This is a genomic window from Proteiniphilum acetatigenes DSM 18083 (assembly GCF_000380985.1).
In the GTDB taxonomy this organism is placed as follows: Bacteria; Bacteroidota; Bacteroidia; order Bacteroidales; family Dysgonomonadaceae; genus Proteiniphilum; species Proteiniphilum acetatigenes.
In genome coordinates this window covers 42,666-58,372 of sequence record NZ_KB905696.1, presented here as the reverse complement: position 1 = coordinate 58,372, position 15,707 = coordinate 42,666, and the positions used below count along the sequence as shown (strand labels likewise).

Sequence of the window (15,707 nt, the reverse complement as noted above, 5' to 3'; positions counted from 1 at the left end):
GTATATAACAATGAAGAATCATTCATGTTCGATTTACGGATAAATCGAGAATCCGGCAGACAACTGAAAGTTACGGGTTCGCAATTTATACGGATTATTTTCTCCGTACCGATAAAAGGAAAAAACGAAGCCTAGGTCGAGTTTCAACCAATCCACTTTGTCAAATCCTAATTGGAAGAAAGTCGCCGGTTCATAAAGAAATAAATATCTTTTTTGTAGACTGTTTAACCCGAAAAGTTCTTGAGCATCCTGTGGATAATTATCGTAAATATTGCTGTATTTCAAGAATGAGAATTGTGGAACGGCGCTCATTTTAAAGTTCCTGTGAAAATTAAAATTAAAGTAAGGTTTCAGATAAAATTTATGATAATTACCATTAAAATGGAACACTCTGTTATCGTTAATCGTATGACTGGTATTGGTGAAGACGGATTCTGAACGGCCGAAATTGACTCCCACGATCGGGTTGAAAATAACTCTTTTCCGCTCGCTGAATGGGAACAGGACTCCAATACCGATATCCAAAGCCTTTCGGGTATAATTGATTTCGGAAGTAGAAGCTGTTTGCAATACATCGTTATCCTTGAATGCATCTTTTTCTTTCCTGTATAAACCACCCAATGTTGCCATGAACTGGTCTGAGAACGCATAAGCTGTTCTTACATCGAAACCGGTAGTATAAGATTCCCTGGTTTTGTCCGGACTATCCGATAGATCGGATTCTCTATATTCATCTTTGGGCATAATGGCGATATTGGCAGAAATCATTTTGTCTCCCTTTTTCTCCAAAAAAGCAGGAGCATGAGCCGACGGCGAATTAAAATATCGCGGATTGTGGATGCGGCACGAAGAAGTATACATCATAATCGCGCCTAAGCAGATAAAAAGAAATAGCTTGTTCATGTGAAAAAATGTATTGTCGCAGCTAAAAGATTTGTTTGTTCTGTTGTGTAATTTAAAAGACGGCTGTTTTGTTTATTAAGTTCTTGTTATTGACTAACCTTTTTTGCGTACACGGGTTGATGCCCATCATCTCCAGATGGCATTGTAACAGTTCTCCGGTTTTTTCGTCCCGAAGATGGAGACCGTTCCCCTGGCAATACTTATACGATTTACAGGACGCACATTTCCCTGTTTTTGTCCATGAGCGGTCGCGCATAATCTGGTAGCGGGTGTTCCAGACAGTCCAGAAATCATCCCGGTAGATATTACCCTGCACATAATCGCCCCTGAGGCTCGGACAGGCACTGATATCGCCATTGGCAAGCACTGATGCAATATGAATACCCGCCTGACAGAAGAAAGGAGTATCGCGCACCTCCATCTCATAATCAGACAGATATCCTTCGCAACCGTAGGATAGGCTAATTTTTCCTTGCCGACGAGTGTCACGAATAAAATTCATCATTTGTAAAAACTCTCCGCTAGAGAGTTTTAGGAGGGGATTGTCTTTGGCGCGCCCTTTCGGAAAAACAGTGAAAAGCCGCCAGTGGGTGACGTCCAGGGAAATGAGCAAATCACGGAGTTTTGGCAGGTCAGTTATGTTTCTTTTGTTGACACAAGTTACCACATCATACACCAGGCCGGGTGTTGATGCAACTCCTGATATGGCATTGAGGGCACGTAGCCAGGAGCCTTTCTTCCCTCTGAACCAGTCGTGCAATTCTTCTGTGTAACCATCAAGACTGACTGTCACAGAGCGTAATCCTGAGTCAAGGAGAGACTGTAATCTTTTTTCATTCAATCCCCAACCGTTGGTCACGAATCCCCATGGATAACCCATATCGTACATTGCCTGCCCGCACTCTGCCATATCCCTGCGTACCAATGGTTCGCCACCTGTAAGTACAACCATGGTTTTATGCGGATTTACATGTGGACGGATATCCTCAAGAACTTTCAGAAAATCTTCCTTTGGCATATCGGGTACGGCTGCCTGTCTGGTACAATCGCTTCCGCAATGTATGCAATCGAAATTACAACGTAAAGTGCACTCCCAGAAAAGGTATGATAGTTTATGCAGTTTGGTTTGCGTAGCCTTATGCTGCTGGTAAAGAGAAAGAATGAATTTCTTTTTCGGATCCATACAACTTTGTTTGAGTTTTTATTCTTCTTCTCCTTCTATTTCTTTGTATTCTGCAGAACGTATTCCGTACATAGGTACCGGGCCGGGTTCTCTATTAAGCGAAAAATCAGCTTTACCTTCAAATTTACCGTTATACCAATTTTTATCTCTTTTTTTAATTTGCTTTAGTTCATGTGCTTTTATCTGTATAGTATCGGACTGGTATTTCCCATCCCCGATATCCGAAGTGTAAACTGTGATATCTTCCGGGCCGAAAGCGACTTCCGTGAATTCCAATTCGTAATTTCCGTCTGCATCGGTTCTTACAGTATCATTCCCGTAAGGTGCCATACGGGATTTGCGAATGACAGCCATATCCTCAATTGGTTGCATGTTATGTGCGTCATTGATATTTCCCCTGACTATGAAGTCTGCGGTGGGTGTGCCATACTCCGCAGGAGATATGATATCGCAGGAGGTGTAAAGCCCTAAAGCAGTTAAGATCCAGGCGATAACTTTTCCATAGGTTTTTAAGACAAATCTTCTCATAGGTTATTATTGAGATCCATACAAAGTTATACTTATATAGTAGTATAGATGAAAAAAAGAGGAAAACGTTGCATCAAAAGACCTGTTTTTTTACAAATATCCTTTTTGAAGAAAAAAATCACTAATTGTGGTGATTGACTGGTATGCCATTTTGCCGTTCCTTTGTCCCCGAACATTTCCGTTAAGCTAAAATAACGGTTGAACGAGAGCAATGTCTATCTTGCTTGGGACATGCCGGGCAATAGTTATTTATCAAAATAAGCAAAGGACAAGTTTGCCTGAACTTTGCCATAGCGGGGAATTGAAAATCGAGGAGTGAAGGCGACTCAAATATCTACTTTTGTGAATATTTTGAATATCAAAGGTTCCATATACCGAAATAAAACAATAAAATAATCATATGAAAAAGTTATTTTTACTAATATTTATTTTGTGTAGTACTCTTTTTGTGTTTGCAGATGATAATGATCGGGCTAAGGAGACTAATCCCAATGATACACTAAAAGTATACTACCTTAATGAGGTAGTGGTAAGCAGTTCCGTAAAAGAGACCAATGAATTGAGGAATCTGCCTACGGCTGTATCGGTGGTATCTCCCCAGCAATTGCAGGATGCCCGTATTGAGTCGTTGCCCGGGCTGAGTGCTTTTATTCCTAACTTTTTTATCCCTTCCTACGGAGCGAAGGTCTCTACGCCAATCTATATCCGTGGTGTAGGTGCCCGCCTCGGGGCACAGACGGTAAGCCTCTATGTGGATAATGTGCCCAGTTTCAATCCGTCAGCATTCGATTTTGAATTTCAGGATATCCAGCGGATTGAGGTGCTTCGGGGGGCACAGGGTACCCTTTACGGACGAAACGCTATCGGCGGTATTGTGAATATGTACACCCTTTCCCCTCTCTCTTTTCAGGGTACTAAAGTGATGGTGAGCGGCGGTAATTATGGGCAGTTCTCGGTAAAAGCATCGGACTACAGAAAGCTTTCCGACCATTTCGGCCTTTCCGTAGCCGGTTATTACAAACGTGACGACGGTTATTTTATGAATAGTCATACCGGAAAAAAAGTAGATGCTTCTGAAAATGCAGGAGGAAGAGTCAAACTGGAGTGGCAGGTTACCCCTTCGTTGAAAGCGCTGCTTTTCGGGAACTACGACTATGTCTCCGGCGGAGCTTTTCCCTATATGCATGTGGACTCTACAGGCGCCAGTTTCAATGAGCCGTCGTCGTATGATCGTCACCTGATGACTAACGGGTTGTCGCTTGATTATACAGGAAACGGTTATAGTATTCACTCCACTACCGGTTTTCAATACCTGAAGGATGATATGAAAATGGATCAGGATTATTCTCCTAAATCGGTATTTTCTATTAACCAGAAACAGCAGCAACATTCCCTAAGCCAGGAAGTGACTGTGAAATCGGATACGCAGGGAAACTACCGCTGGGTAGCAGGCGTTTTCGGATTTGTAGATAATCGGGAGATCGATACGCCGGTAGCACTTAAGGAGGATGCAGTGGCAGCGATGCAGGGCCAACTGGATGCTTTTACAGCCAATGCTCCATTGACCATTTCTTATGCGCATGACCGGATCGATCTACCGGGTATCTATACCAAACCATCACGGGGAGCCGCACTCTTTCACCAATCGACTTTACATAACCTCTTCGGCCTGGAGGGACTGTCTGCGACTGCAGGTGTCCGGTTCGACTATGAGCATACCGGTATTGATTTTTCTACCGAGAGTGATGGAGGCGATGTGAATCTCAACTTCCAGATTCCCAACCGGCCGATGCCTCCGATGTTTGTTGAAGGTGATACATTGTTGGAAGGTAGTTATAGTAAAGATTTCTGGGAAATACTTCCCAAGTTCGCGTTGAAGTATCAGTTTTCACCCACTTCACAGGTGTATCTTTCTGCATCAAAAGGGTATAAATCCGGAGGTTATAATGAGCAATCATTCTCTAAGATATTGCAAAATGCTTTGCAGGCATCGCTTATGGGGAGACTCGCGGAGATGATGCCTCCCAATATGCCCGGAGGCCCTCCTGCAGATTCTGATGACGATATACCGAAGCCGACGCTCGAGGAGCAACTCTCCTATGATGCGGAAACCAGCTGGACTTATGAGTTGGGCGGACGTTATGAGATGCTGGACAGAAGACTTTCACTGACTTATGCCCTTTTTTATACACATGTCGATAACTTGCAACTTACTAAATTAGAGGATCAAGGCACGTCGGGTCGTACTATCAACAACGCAGGAAAATCGGAAAGTAAAGGTTTTGAGTTGAGCTTGAAATATGTACCGGTTGATAACGTTGCACTCTATGCTGAATATGGTTTTGCAGATGCACGTTTTGTAGGCTCTGACGCAGATGAACAGGGAGATGATGATAATTCGGAAGTGAACTATTCCGGTAACCATATCCCTTTTGCTCCCCGGCATACGTTAGGTCTGGGAGCCAGCTATGTACACCATCTTCCCTATGGTTCATTCATCGACCGCTTAGTGGGAAACATACAGTATCAGGGGGTAGGGAAGATCTACTGGACAGAATCGAATCAAGACCATAAAGGAGCAGCACTATATCAGCCTTTTTACGGGATCACGAATGCCAGTATTTCGGCAGAGAAAGGGGCTTTCGGTTTAGAATGCTGGGTGGAGAATCTTTTCAATACGAAATATAACTCATTCCTCTTCGAGGCATCCGATATGACAACTGAACAGGTAAATGTATTTGTGCAGCGTGGATATCCCACCCGCTTCGGGGCTACGTTGCGTTATACCTTTAACAGGTAATTCCGTAATCAATTAAATGTACAGAGAGGAGGTTGCCCAAGGCGGTCTCCTTTTTTAGTCCCATTAAAGATCGATCTTCCCGGTCAGGATTTGTACGACAATCAGCAGTGTACCGGCAAGTAACAGGATAATGACCGCCCATTCCCACTGTTTGGGCTGTTCTTTTTTTTCTTTTTTAGCCTTGATAAAAAGCAGAGAACCAATGCCGTAGAAGAGTACCGAAAGGAACAGGTATTTGATTCCTACTGCATAGATCACATAGGTAGAATAGAATGTGCCTAGCAGGGCAATGATCAGGTTCCGCACTGTTTTTTCTTCTTTTCTGTAATGGATTGCAGTCTTTACAGCATAGAGTGATGAGAGGAGGTAGGGTATCAGGACGAGGGTGGTGGCAATGGTGATAGCGGCAAGGTAGGTCTCGTTTAGTCTGGGCGACAGGATGGCAAGGAGAAAGACCTGCGTGAAGCACTGTGTGAGCAACAGTGCATTGACCGGTGTGCCTTTGCTGTTCACTTTGGCAAGGCGGCGGGGCATCACACCGTCGCGGGCGGCAGCATACATGGTCTCCACCGAGAGTAATATCCACGACAGGCTGGCTCCCAATACCGAAACCATAATGCCTAACTTTATAATGATACCGCCGGGTGCGCCTATGATGGTCCGCTCGAGTACCAGGGCGAGGGGAGTCTCCGACGAAGCCAGCTCTCCGGCGGGAATAGAGGACATCGCTATCAGTGTGATAAGCATATATATACCCAGGACAAACAAAGTAGAGATGATCGTTGCTGTACGTACGGTTTTCTGCTTCTTTGCCCTGCCCGACAGGACAGAGGCGGCTTCTATCCCTACAAAACACCAAAGGACGACTGCCATTGCATTTCCTACTTGTTGTATGGGAGTTGTTGCCGCTCCGGTGGCTGCGAGTTTCCATTGCCAATCGGGTATATGAAAGAGGTCACGGTCAAAAAGCGCCGGTGCGAGCAGGATAATCAGTATAATGGGAATCAGCTTGGCGACTGTCACTATAAAGTTGAGAATGGCACCTTCCTTTACACCTGCCATCAGAATGACATAATAAGACCATAGGATAGCTGACCCGATAAAGAAAGATTGCAATGGAGAAAGGGCATGTTCACCCAACAGGTCGTTCAACGTTTTGAAAAAGAGTGCCAGATAACTTATATTGCCTAACCAGCCGACTGACCAGTATCCCCAGGCGGAGTTGAACCCCATATAGTCACCAAATCCGTCCCGTGCGTAAGCGTAGACCCCACTTTTGAGTTCGGGCTTTCGTCCCGCCAGATAGACAAATACCAGTGCCAGCATCAATGCCCCCATACCTCCGATGATCCAGGTAAGCATGGTGCCCTGTGGATTGGCTACCTGGATAAGGTCTTTCGGGGAATTAAAGATTCCAGACCCGATCATGGAGCCGAGTGCCACGAAAACCAGCAGCCATAATCCTAATTTTTCATCTCTCTTTTGCATCTTAACTGAATATCCAGATCAGCAATACCACGATAACCAGTGAGGGTAGCATATTCATAATGCGGAGTTTTTTGATCCCCAGTATATTGATGCCGAGTCCGATCAGTAAAATACCACCGGTGGAGGTAAGGCCGAGGATGATATCGTCGGTAAAGAGGGTAGCAGCATATTTGGCCAATAAAGTGAGAGAGGCCTGGAAGATGAAAAGCGGAATAGCGGATATAACAACACCCACACCAAAAGCGGAGGTCAGCAGTATGGCAGAGAAAAAGTCCATCAGCGACTTGGTGAAAAGCAGGTCGGGTGAACCACCTGTCCCTTCCTGAATGGTGCCGATGATGGTGAGGGAACCTACGCAGAACAGAAGAAACGCAGTAACCAACCCTTCCGAAAATTTCTCACTGCCGATTCGGAAGCGGTGCTTCAGATAATCGCTCATCCGCTCTGCGCCTTTTTCGAGATCGGCCCACTCTCCCAGCAGAGAGCCGATGGCAAGGCTGCTGACTACAATAAGTATTTTCTCCATCCCGATGGCCATGGACGCACCAATGGCCAGTGTGAACAGGCCGATGGCTTGGAAATAGATGGTGGTGACACGTTCGGGCATCCGTTTTTTTAGGAGCAGGCCGATCATACCACCACCCACTACCGCTGCTGTATTTACAAGGGTTCCAATCATTTTTATCCGATAATCTGCAAAAGTATCAATTTTTTGTGATAAATAGTTCTCTGTACTTACCGCATGATATATTATTTTTCATTTTTGAGGGAAAGTCATAACTTTGCACTTCGTTGCGAAAGGATGCGACCGACAAATAACAAAAATATATGTACAATTGGTTTGAGTGTAAGATAAGATACGATAAGATGCTGGAGACCGGCATGCAGAAAACAGTAACTGAACCCTATCTGGTAGATGCGTTGTCGTTCACCGAGGCGGAAGCAAGGATTATAGAGGAGATCAAACCTTTTATATCGGGTGAATTTTCAGTATCCGATATCAAGCGGGTAAAATATACGGAATCGTTTTTCAATGAAACGGGTGATCGTTACTATAAGGCGAAACTCTATTTCATTACCCTTGATGAAAAGAGCGGTTCGGAAAAGAAAACGGCGGTCAATATGCTGGTGCAGGCATCCACGCTGAAAGAGGCCGTGGAAATTGTGGAGGGGGAAATGAAAAAAACCATGATCGACTATGCCATTGCTTCGGTAACGGAGACCGCCATTATGGATGTGTTCCCTTATGGGGAGGAGAAGAATAAAAAGGAGGAAGAGTGACCATACAATCCCATATCAATGCTTTGCGGGAGACCGTTCCGTCCGGAGTGAGGCTGGTGGCGGTTTCCAAGTTTCATCCTGCTGAGATGATCCGGGAGGCCTATGATGCGGGGCTTCGGATCTTCGGGGAGAGTAGGGTGCAGGAACTGATTGTCAAGAAAGATCAACTCCCCGGGGATATAGAATGGCATTTTATCGGTAATCTGCAACGGAATAAAGTGAAGCAGATAGCTCCTTTTATTTCCCTCATACATAGCCTCGACAATGAACGGTTGATGCTGGAGATCGAAAAGCAGGGGGCGGCCAACGGAAGGATTATACCCTGCCTGCTGCAGATCCATATTGCCGAAGAGGAAACCAAATCGGGTTTCTCATCCGACGAATGTCGCCGTTTTCTTGAAGAAGGCAAGTGGAAAGCATGTCCTCATGTGCGGATTGCCGGAGTAATGGGGATGGCTACTTTTACCGACGATGAAAATCAGGTACGTAAAGAGTTCCGGCAATTGAAATCACTGTTCGACGAATTCAAAACCGGTTTTTTCCGACACGACACCACATTCAAAGAAATCTCCATGGGAATGACGGGCGATTATCAGGTCGCAATTGAAGAAGGAAGCACCATGATACGAATTGGAACGCTGATCTTTGGTGACCGTTAAGCTCCTCATCCTGCCAGTCTATAATTTATTTCCGATATAAGGTATTGATTTTATCGATAAAATGCCTATTTTTGTTGATTATAAAATTTTTGAAAAACATCGTAAGTTCATGGTTAATTTAGAAACAACCTTTGCAGGGTTACGGTTAAAGAATCCGTTGATAGCGGGGAGCAGTGGTCTTACCAATTCGGTGAAGAAAATTAAAGAACTGGAAAATGCCGGTATCGGGGCAATTGTATTGAAATCTTTATTCGAGGAACAGATCGAGAATCATTCCGAAAAACTTTCCCAGATCGCTGATTATCCGGAGGCGGCAGATTATATCAATACATATATTGAGATGAATCATATGGAGAAGTACCTCGACCTGATCCGTTCGGCAAAAAAGGAGTGTGATATTCCCATTATTGCCAGTATCAATTGTTATAAACTGAGCCGGTGGATTGAATTTGCCAAAATTATTCAGGATGCCGGAGCCGATGCGATTGAACTGAACTTGTTTGTGTTGAATGCGGGAGAATTGGGAGATACCTATCTGGAAGACTCTTATGTGAATATCGTAAGGGAATTGAGAAAGATAATACGTATTCCCGTTGTGATAAAAATGGCAAAGAATATCAGTAACCTGCCGGGACTGGTAGGGAAGTTGAAAGCGTTGGGTGCAGGCGGAGTAGTACTCTTTAACCGTTTTTATCAACTCGATATTGATATTAAAAATCTGGAGATCACTTCCGGACCGGTATTCAGTAATCCTTCCGATTTCACTGAAACATTGCGCTGGACGGCCATCGTTTCGGGGCGCGTGCCCGATTTCGACATTGCCTGCTCCTACGGAGTACATTCCTGGGAAGACGCTATCAAGGGGATTTTGGCCGGGGCGGGGGCTATTCAACTTTGCAGCCTGCTTTACGAACAAGGGTCCGACGTAATAGGAGATACTCTTATGTGTATGGAAGAATGGATGCTCCAAAGCAACTATGAGCGGATAGATGATTTTAAGGGTAAGTTGAACTATGCGAACATCAAAAGCCCTGCACTCTACGAACGGGTACAGTTCATGAAATATTTCTCCAGTTATAAGTAAGATAATAAGATGAACATTCAACAATTAGAATACATAATCGCGGTAGATAATTACCGTCATTTTTCCAAAGCCGCCGAAGCCTCTTTTGTGACTCAGCCTACATTGAGTATGATGATTCAGAAACTGGAGGAAGAATTGGGCGTGAAAATATTTGATCGCTCCCAATTGCCGGTGCAACCTACCGATATCGGTGAACGGATCATCACTCAGGCCCGTATCGCGGTAGCTCAGGTAAATCAGATCAAAGAGATCATCCAGGAGGAAAGAGGTATTGTGAAAGGTGTCTTCCGTTTGGGAATTATCCCCACCGTGTCTCCCTATCTGCTGCCGAAACTGATGCAGGTTCACCGTGAAAACAAGCATGATGTGCGTATTGTTATTTCTGAACTGACTACCGACCAGATACTGAAGGGACTTTCCAATGATTCATTGGATGGAGGTATCCTTGCTACACCTCTGAAAGAACCCTCCATCAAAGAATATCCTATCTATTACGAACGGTTCTTTGCTTATGTTTCCCCGCAGGAGAAGGCATTGTTCGCCAAAACGGCGCTCGACGAAAGTGACCTGAATTCCTCCGCACTGTGGTTATTGGATGAAGTGCACTGTTTCAGGACACAAATACTGCACCTGTGTAACCTGAAGAAAAAGCGTGGTACGAATAACTCCATTTTTTCCTATGAAGCCGGCAGTATCGACACACTTATCAATATAGTGGACCAGAACGAAGGGCTTACTGTTATCCCGGAGATGGCACTTGCCAATATGAGCGAGAAGCAGAAAAAGAATGTACGTCCTTTCAAAAACTCCACGCCGGTACGTGAGATCAGCCTGGTCACCCGTCAGGAATTCTTGCGTGAGCGCCTGATCGGTATTATTATCGACGAAGTGAAATCAGCAGTTCCCAAATCGTTCCAGGATACGGCAATGAAGAAATACGTTGTGCCGTTGTAATGTCCATTGGCTATAAGGAAGTAGAAAAAGAAATGTTCTTCTCGGACGGAAAAATTTGTTAGATTAGTCTAAATTTGTACTTTTGTAATTCATGAGTGGTAAAGCAAGATGAAATTGACATTCAGAAACAGCATATCAAAACAGATCGCCCGGTTGTTAATCGTGGTGCTCGGTCTGTTTATCCTGAATAATGCCGTTTTTTTGCATGCCCACCGGTTGCCCGATGGACAAGTCATCTTGCATGCTCACCCGTATAAAAAGAGCCAGGATCCTGCCCCTCTTAAAACACACCATCATACGGCAGCGGAACTGTTTGTTTTGGCTCAACTTCAGTTTCTGTTCTTTGTTTTAGTTACGCTGTCCGCTACTGTCCTCAGAATTAGCTACAAAAGGGTTTTCTCTTATATTTACCCGTCACTACATCTTAAATGCTTTGCAAAATCAAGAGGGCGTTCCCCACCCACTCTACCCGGGATGGATTTGCAGCCTTTGTAAATTTTCTTTCTCTCATTAGAAACGGTCATGGGCCGTGTCAGGCTCGTGTTTTCTAAGCTACGGGAGGGGATTGTTTTACACTATACATGTGGTCTGGCTTTGTGTTTATCGTTTGCGATGAAACTCAAACATCCCTTATCTTTGGTTCTTTATATTTAACTATGTTGATTTTCGGTTATCAATCGACGTGGTTCATTAAAATTAGACCATTTCTTTCAGGCTTTTTTAATTTATTCTGCTATTTCCATTGGGGCTATTTGAGTCGCTTGCTACTCGATTATTAGTTCTCTCTATGGCATAATGCGGGCAGGTTTATACTTTATTTTAAAAGACAACAATAATCATATGAAAAAAATTATATTAATTACAATAATCCTTTTTATTACTGTGGTTGCGGGAAAGGCGCAAGCACATGCAGGCACGGATGCCAATATTGTAGGTGACGTGCAGTGCGGAGGGGAACATGTTCCCTATGTGACTGTATCAATAGATGGAACGACCATCGGTACTTCGACCGATGCTACCGGACACTTCCAGTTAATAGACCTGCCCATAGGAGAATTGACCGTACGTGTCAGCGGAATCGGCTACAAGAGCGTAACTCGGAAAGTAACTACCAAAGCCAACACTACCGAGGAGATTAAATTTGTGATTGAAGAGGATCGCCTGCAATTGGAAACTGTTGTGGTTACCGCCGACCGTAACCAGACCAACCGTGCCGAGGCGCCGGTTGTTGTCTCGTCTATCTCTCCGGAGTTAATGGTGCGTACCCAGTCGGTGAATATCGCCGAGGGACTCTCTTTTACACCGGGGCTTCGTACGGAGACCAACTGTCAGAATTGCGGTTTCACCCAACTGCGGATGAACGGGTTGGAGGGTCCCTACACCCAGATACTGTTAAACAGCCGGCCGGTATTCAGCGGACTGGCTGGTGTATATGGGCTGGAACTGATCCCTACCAATATGGTGGAGCGGATGGAAGTAGTGCGCGGCGGCGGATCAGCCCTCTTCGGGGGTAATGCTATTGCCGGAACGGTCAACATCATCACGAGGGAACCGGCCAGGAATTCATTCAGTGTTGAAAGCCGACTCGGAGCGATCAACGTGGGTGGGCGTGAAGGCTCTAATACGAAGGCAGACGCGCAGTTGAACGTCAATGCATCTGTAATCAGCGACGACCGGAAAACGGGAGGCTATATCTACACCATGTTGCGTAACCGGGGGGCGTATGATGCCAATGGTGACGGCTTCAGCGAAATGGTGGAGATGGAAAACACAACGTTTGGGTTCAATGCATTCCATAAACCGAGCAGCAAGAGTAAGATCTCTCTCGACGGCTACCGGATCAGCGAATACCGCCGGGGTGGTAATATGCTTGATCATCTCCCTCATGAGGCCGATGTAGCAGAACAGCTCGAACACCTTATCTCGGGAGGAAGCCTCTCTTATGATCTTTTTACCAATAACAAGTATGACAAGCTAAACCTGTATGTGTCGGCACAACATGTTGCCCGTGCCTCCTATTATGGTGCAGAGCAGGATCCTAACGCTTATGGAGATACAAAGGGGTTGACTTCTTCGGTAGGGGCACAGTATAACCTGAATAGCGACTGGTTTTTGTTCGCACCCTCTACTACCGTCTTCGGGATCGATAATACCAATGACAATCTGCATGACGTGAAGTTGGGCGCAGAAGGAGAGGAGAACACCAAACTCGCCGACCAGACCGTGAACACGTTGGGAACTTTCGTGCAGCAGGATTGGAAATCTGAGAAAGTAAACCTTTCTCTGGGTCTTCGTTATGACTACTATCGGATTAAAGATACGGAAAGTGTAAGCGATGACCCCAAAGGTGGAGTATTGGTACCCCGTGTGGGCTTACTCTATAAGCTGACACCCGATTTGCGTTTCCGGGTAGGGTACGCCAGAGGTTATCGTGCCCCGCAGATCTTCAATGAAGACCTTCATATCGACCTGGTAAATGCCACACGGGTGGAAACCCGTAATTCTCCCGATCTGAAACAAGAGACCTCCAATGCTTTTACTGCCTCTTTCAACTCTGTATTCGATTGGGGAGGGACCTATCACGATTTCCTGGCAGAAGGGTTTTATACGCTGTTGAATGACCCGTTCGCCAATGAGTATGCGCTGATTGACGAGGATGATGAGTCGCGTGGTTTTTACTACGAGCGGGTGAATGCCGAAGATGGCGCTTATGTTTCCGGGATCAATCTCGAATTGAAGTCGCTTTTTTCCACCCAGATAGAAACGCAACTCGGATTTACTTTCCAGTCCAGCCGCTATAAAACAGCACAAGCCTGGGGTGACGGGGACGAAAGTGTTTCACGAAATTTTATGAGAACTCCTAACCAGTATGGTTACGCGACTTTTATCTGGAAACCGACACATCACCTCAATGCATCCTTCTCACTCAACTATACCGGCCCAATGGATGTGCCGCATTTCGGCCTTTCTGCCGATGATTTTGAGGGTGCTGAACGGGAGAGAGTCGAGACTGCTATTAACAATGGTTATATCATCGAAGGTGAGAGGTTAGAGAGAACCCGCCGTTTTCTCGTGGCGGATCTGTTACTCTCCTATGATTTTCACTTGGGCAAAGAAACAACGTTGGAGTTCTTTGCCGGTGTGAAGAATATTTTCAACCAGATACAGAACGACTACGACCGGGGAGTGTACCGTGATGCCGCTTATATTTACGGCCCTTCGCAGCCGCGTACCATCAATGTTGGTTTCCGGTTCGGTAATTTGTAGGTTTGTTATGCCTTCCGGTTATTTGCCGGTAATAGGTCTGCTTTATCCGGGTTTTTCTCCCTTTTACTGAGAGGATCCCGGATAAATTTTATATACTCTTATCGTTTCACCTTTTTATATTACTTTTGCAAAAAAGAGCAGGCATGTTCAGGTTTTTCGGAAAATCCTGCGGCGGTGGCAATTTGTTGGCTTATTTTATGGATATACAGACAATTATCAATAAATATTATAAAGCGGGGACAAAACTCTATGATATTTACATGTCGCATGTGACGGATGTGACAAATAAATCTCTCTCGATTGCCCACAAACATCCTGAATTGGCAGTCGATGTCCGGTTTATTGAGGAGGCAGGAATGCTTCATGATATCGGTATTTTCCTGACAAAAGCGCCACATATTGCCTGTGAAGGCGGTTATCCCTATATTTGCCACGGTTATCTGGGACGTGAATTGCTTACAGAAGAAGGTTATCCCAAACACGGATTGGTGTGTGAAAGGCATACTGGTACCGGATTAAGTCTGGAGACCATTATCAACCGGAAATTACCGATCCCCCACAGGGATATGCGGCCTCAGAGTCTGGAGGAGAAAATTATTTGTTTTGCCGATAAATTTTTCTCCAAATCACAGTTAGGAAAAGAAAAGCCATTAAAAAAGATCAGACAGAACCTTGCCGGTCATGGCTGGCATCAGGTGGAGATATTCGATGAATGGTGTGAACTTTTTCTTTAGTCCGAATAGTTTATCCGAAACAGACTGGTTTTTCGATCCAGGCTGATTGTTTATTTTTAAACTCGCTTCTGTTCACTTTTATTTTTGGCAAACTATTTGCAGTGTTAGAAGTGAAAAGGTGAGAAAGTGCCCGGGTATCTGGGTGCCTAAGTGGTTAAGTGTCCGGGTACTTAAGTTGTCACTTTTAATTATATGAACGAAATCAAATAGAACAACTATATGGGTAATAACAATCAATCGAATAAAGATCCCGAAGAGATCAACGAAAAGGAGTTCTACGACCGGGGCGAGTCTGTCAACGGTGAAGGCGGAGACAAAATGTCAGATGAAGCCGAAGAGGTAAATGCGGCAGAAGATACGGTAGAACAACCGGAAACGGACGAGAATGATCTTCAGCATAAATATGATGAACTGAACGACAGCTATCTTCGTCTGAATGCCGAATTCGACAATTTCCGGAAACGTACGCTGAAGGAGAAGGCTGACCTGATCAAAAGCGGCGGGGAGCGCGTCTTGCTTGATATTATAACTCTGGTGGACGATTTTGATCGTGCACTTGAATCATTACATAAGACGGAAGACAGAGAAGCCATGTTGGAAGGGATGGATCTTATCTATACAAAATTTATCGCTTTCCTGAAGCAACACGGAGTGAATGAGATCGAAGCCATCGGACAGCCTTTCGATGCCGACAGTTTTGAGGCGATAACTACTATTCCGGCGCCGGAAGCGTCACAGAAGGGAATAGTGGTGGATTGTATCCAGAAAGGATACCGGCTGAACGATAAGATTATCCGATTTCCGAAAGTAATTGTGGGAGAATAAG

Annotated in this window: 14 protein-coding genes; 9 read left to right on the top strand and 5 right to left on the bottom strand. The window is 44.9% G+C overall.

The window, feature by feature from the left end; all coding sequences use genetic code 11:
- Positions 1-33: 33 nt before the first annotated feature.
- The 3 genes from F597_RS0108575 to F597_RS0108565 are packed head-to-tail and all read right to left on the bottom strand — an operon-like array spanning position 34 to position 2,614.
- Entirely contained in the window at positions 34-903 is an 870-nt protein-coding gene (locus F597_RS0108575; protein WP_157279062.1) for a hypothetical protein, read from the bottom strand.
- Between the two features lie 52 nt (positions 904-955).
- The gene (locus F597_RS0108570) at positions 956-2,086 is read right to left on the bottom strand and encodes a TIGR04133 family radical SAM/SPASM protein (protein WP_019539320.1); all 1,131 of its coding nucleotides are present in this window, start codon (positions 2,084-2,086) and stop codon (positions 956-958) included.
- Between the two features lie 18 nt (positions 2,087-2,104).
- A complete protein-coding gene (locus tag F597_RS0108565) occupies positions 2,105-2,614 on the bottom strand; it encodes a radical SAM-associated putative lipoprotein (RefSeq protein WP_019539319.1) in 510 nt (169 codons plus the stop codon).
- A 400-nt stretch (positions 2,615-3,014) separates the two neighbouring features.
- Between F597_RS0108565 and F597_RS0108560 the strand changes: the two genes are divergently transcribed.
- Entirely contained in the window at positions 3,015-5,414 is a 2,400-nt protein-coding gene (locus F597_RS0108560) for a TonB-dependent receptor (protein WP_026327285.1), read from the top strand.
- A gap of 63 nt (positions 5,415-5,477) precedes the next feature.
- On the opposite strand, the gene F597_RS0108555 is transcribed toward F597_RS0108560, so the two are convergent.
- Positions 5,478-6,902 carry a basic amino acid/polyamine antiporter gene (locus F597_RS0108555; protein ID WP_019539317.1) on the bottom strand — a complete coding sequence of 475 codons (1,425 nt, stop codon included), beginning with the start codon at positions 6,900-6,902 and terminating at the stop codon, positions 5,478-5,480.
- 1 nt (position 6,903) lies between these two features.
- On the bottom strand, positions 6,904-7,581 hold the full coding sequence (locus F597_RS0108550) for a DUF554 domain-containing protein (protein WP_019539316.1): 678 nt from the start codon (positions 7,579-7,581) through the stop codon (positions 6,904-6,906).
- A 149-nt stretch (positions 7,582-7,730) separates the two neighbouring features.
- Between F597_RS0108550 and F597_RS0108545 the strand changes: the two genes are divergently transcribed.
- The 8 genes from F597_RS0108545 to F597_RS0108510 all read left to right on the top strand — a co-directional run bounded on the left by F597_RS0108545 (position 7,731) and on the right by F597_RS0108510 (position 15,706).
- A complete protein-coding gene (locus F597_RS0108545) occupies positions 7,731-8,183 on the top strand; it encodes a DUF4494 domain-containing protein (protein WP_019539315.1) in 453 nt (150 codons plus the stop codon).
- Positions 8,180-8,842: a YggS family pyridoxal phosphate-dependent enzyme gene (locus tag F597_RS0108540; RefSeq protein WP_019539314.1), complete on the top strand. Its 663-nt coding sequence runs from the start codon at positions 8,180-8,182 to the stop codon at positions 8,840-8,842. The genes F597_RS0108545 and F597_RS0108540 overlap by 4 nt, the downstream gene beginning before the upstream one ends.
- Before the next feature lie 109 nt (positions 8,843-8,951).
- On the top strand, positions 8,952-9,926 hold the full coding sequence (locus tag F597_RS0108535; RefSeq protein WP_019539313.1) for a dihydroorotate dehydrogenase-like protein: 975 nt from the start codon (positions 8,952-8,954) through the stop codon (positions 9,924-9,926).
- Positions 9,927-9,935: 9 nt separating this feature from the next.
- A complete protein-coding gene (locus F597_RS0108530) occupies positions 9,936-10,880 on the top strand; it encodes a hydrogen peroxide-inducible genes activator (RefSeq protein WP_019539312.1) in 945 nt (314 codons plus the stop codon).
- Between the two features lie 108 nt (positions 10,881-10,988).
- Positions 10,989-11,375, top strand: coding sequence for a hypothetical protein (locus F597_RS22340; protein ID WP_139224203.1), 387 nt, complete (start codon positions 10,989-10,991; stop codon positions 11,373-11,375).
- Between the two features lie 345 nt (positions 11,376-11,720).
- A complete protein-coding gene (locus F597_RS0108520; RefSeq protein ID WP_019539310.1) occupies positions 11,721-14,147 on the top strand; it encodes a TonB-dependent receptor in 2,427 nt (808 codons plus the stop codon).
- 197 nt (positions 14,148-14,344) lie between these two features.
- Positions 14,345-14,881 (top strand): HD domain-containing protein, encoded by a 537-nt coding sequence (locus F597_RS0108515; protein WP_026327284.1) that lies wholly within the window; start codon positions 14,345-14,347, stop codon positions 14,879-14,881.
- A gap of 219 nt (positions 14,882-15,100) precedes the next feature.
- On the top strand, positions 15,101-15,706 hold the full coding sequence (locus tag F597_RS0108510; protein WP_019539308.1) for a nucleotide exchange factor GrpE: 606 nt from the start codon (positions 15,101-15,103) through the stop codon (positions 15,704-15,706).
- The last annotated feature ends 1 nt before the right edge of the window (position 15,707 follow it).

Bases quoted from the DNA above. Each gene is read 5' to 3' on its own strand.
- F597_RS0108550 (WP_019539316.1), bottom strand. From the start codon at position 7,581: ATGATTGGAACCCTTGTAAATACAGCAGCGGTAGTGGGTGGTGGTATG.
- F597_RS22340 (WP_139224203.1), top strand. From the start codon at position 10,989: ATGAAATTGACATTCAGAAACAGCATATCAAAACAGATCGCCCGGTTG.
- F597_RS0108535 (WP_019539313.1), top strand. From the start codon at position 8,952: ATGGTTAATTTAGAAACAACCTTTGCAGGGTTACGGTTAAAGAATCCG.
- F597_RS0108555 (WP_019539317.1), bottom strand. From the start codon at position 6,902: ATGCAAAAGAGAGATGAAAAATTAGGATTATGGCTGCTGGTTTTCGTG.
- F597_RS0108520 (WP_019539310.1), top strand. From the start codon at position 11,721: ATGAAAAAAATTATATTAATTACAATAATCCTTTTTATTACTGTGGTT.
- F597_RS0108565 (WP_019539319.1), bottom strand. From the start codon at position 2,614: ATGAGAAGATTTGTCTTAAAAACCTATGGAAAAGTTATCGCCTGGATC.
- F597_RS0108530 (WP_019539312.1), top strand. From the start codon at position 9,936: ATGAACATTCAACAATTAGAATACATAATCGCGGTAGATAATTACCGT.
- F597_RS0108510 (WP_019539308.1), top strand. From the start codon at position 15,101: ATGGGTAATAACAATCAATCGAATAAAGATCCCGAAGAGATCAACGAA.
- F597_RS0108575 (WP_157279062.1), bottom strand. From the start codon at position 903: ATGAACAAGCTATTTCTTTTTATCTGCTTAGGCGCGATTATGATGTAT.
- F597_RS0108515 (WP_026327284.1), top strand. From the start codon at position 14,345: ATGGATATACAGACAATTATCAATAAATATTATAAAGCGGGGACAAAA.
- F597_RS0108545 (WP_019539315.1), top strand. From the start codon at position 7,731: ATGTACAATTGGTTTGAGTGTAAGATAAGATACGATAAGATGCTGGAG.
- F597_RS0108570 (WP_019539320.1), bottom strand. From the start codon at position 2,086: ATGGATCCGAAAAAGAAATTCATTCTTTCTCTTTACCAGCAGCATAAG.
- F597_RS0108560 (WP_026327285.1), top strand. From the start codon at position 3,015: ATGAAAAAGTTATTTTTACTAATATTTATTTTGTGTAGTACTCTTTTT.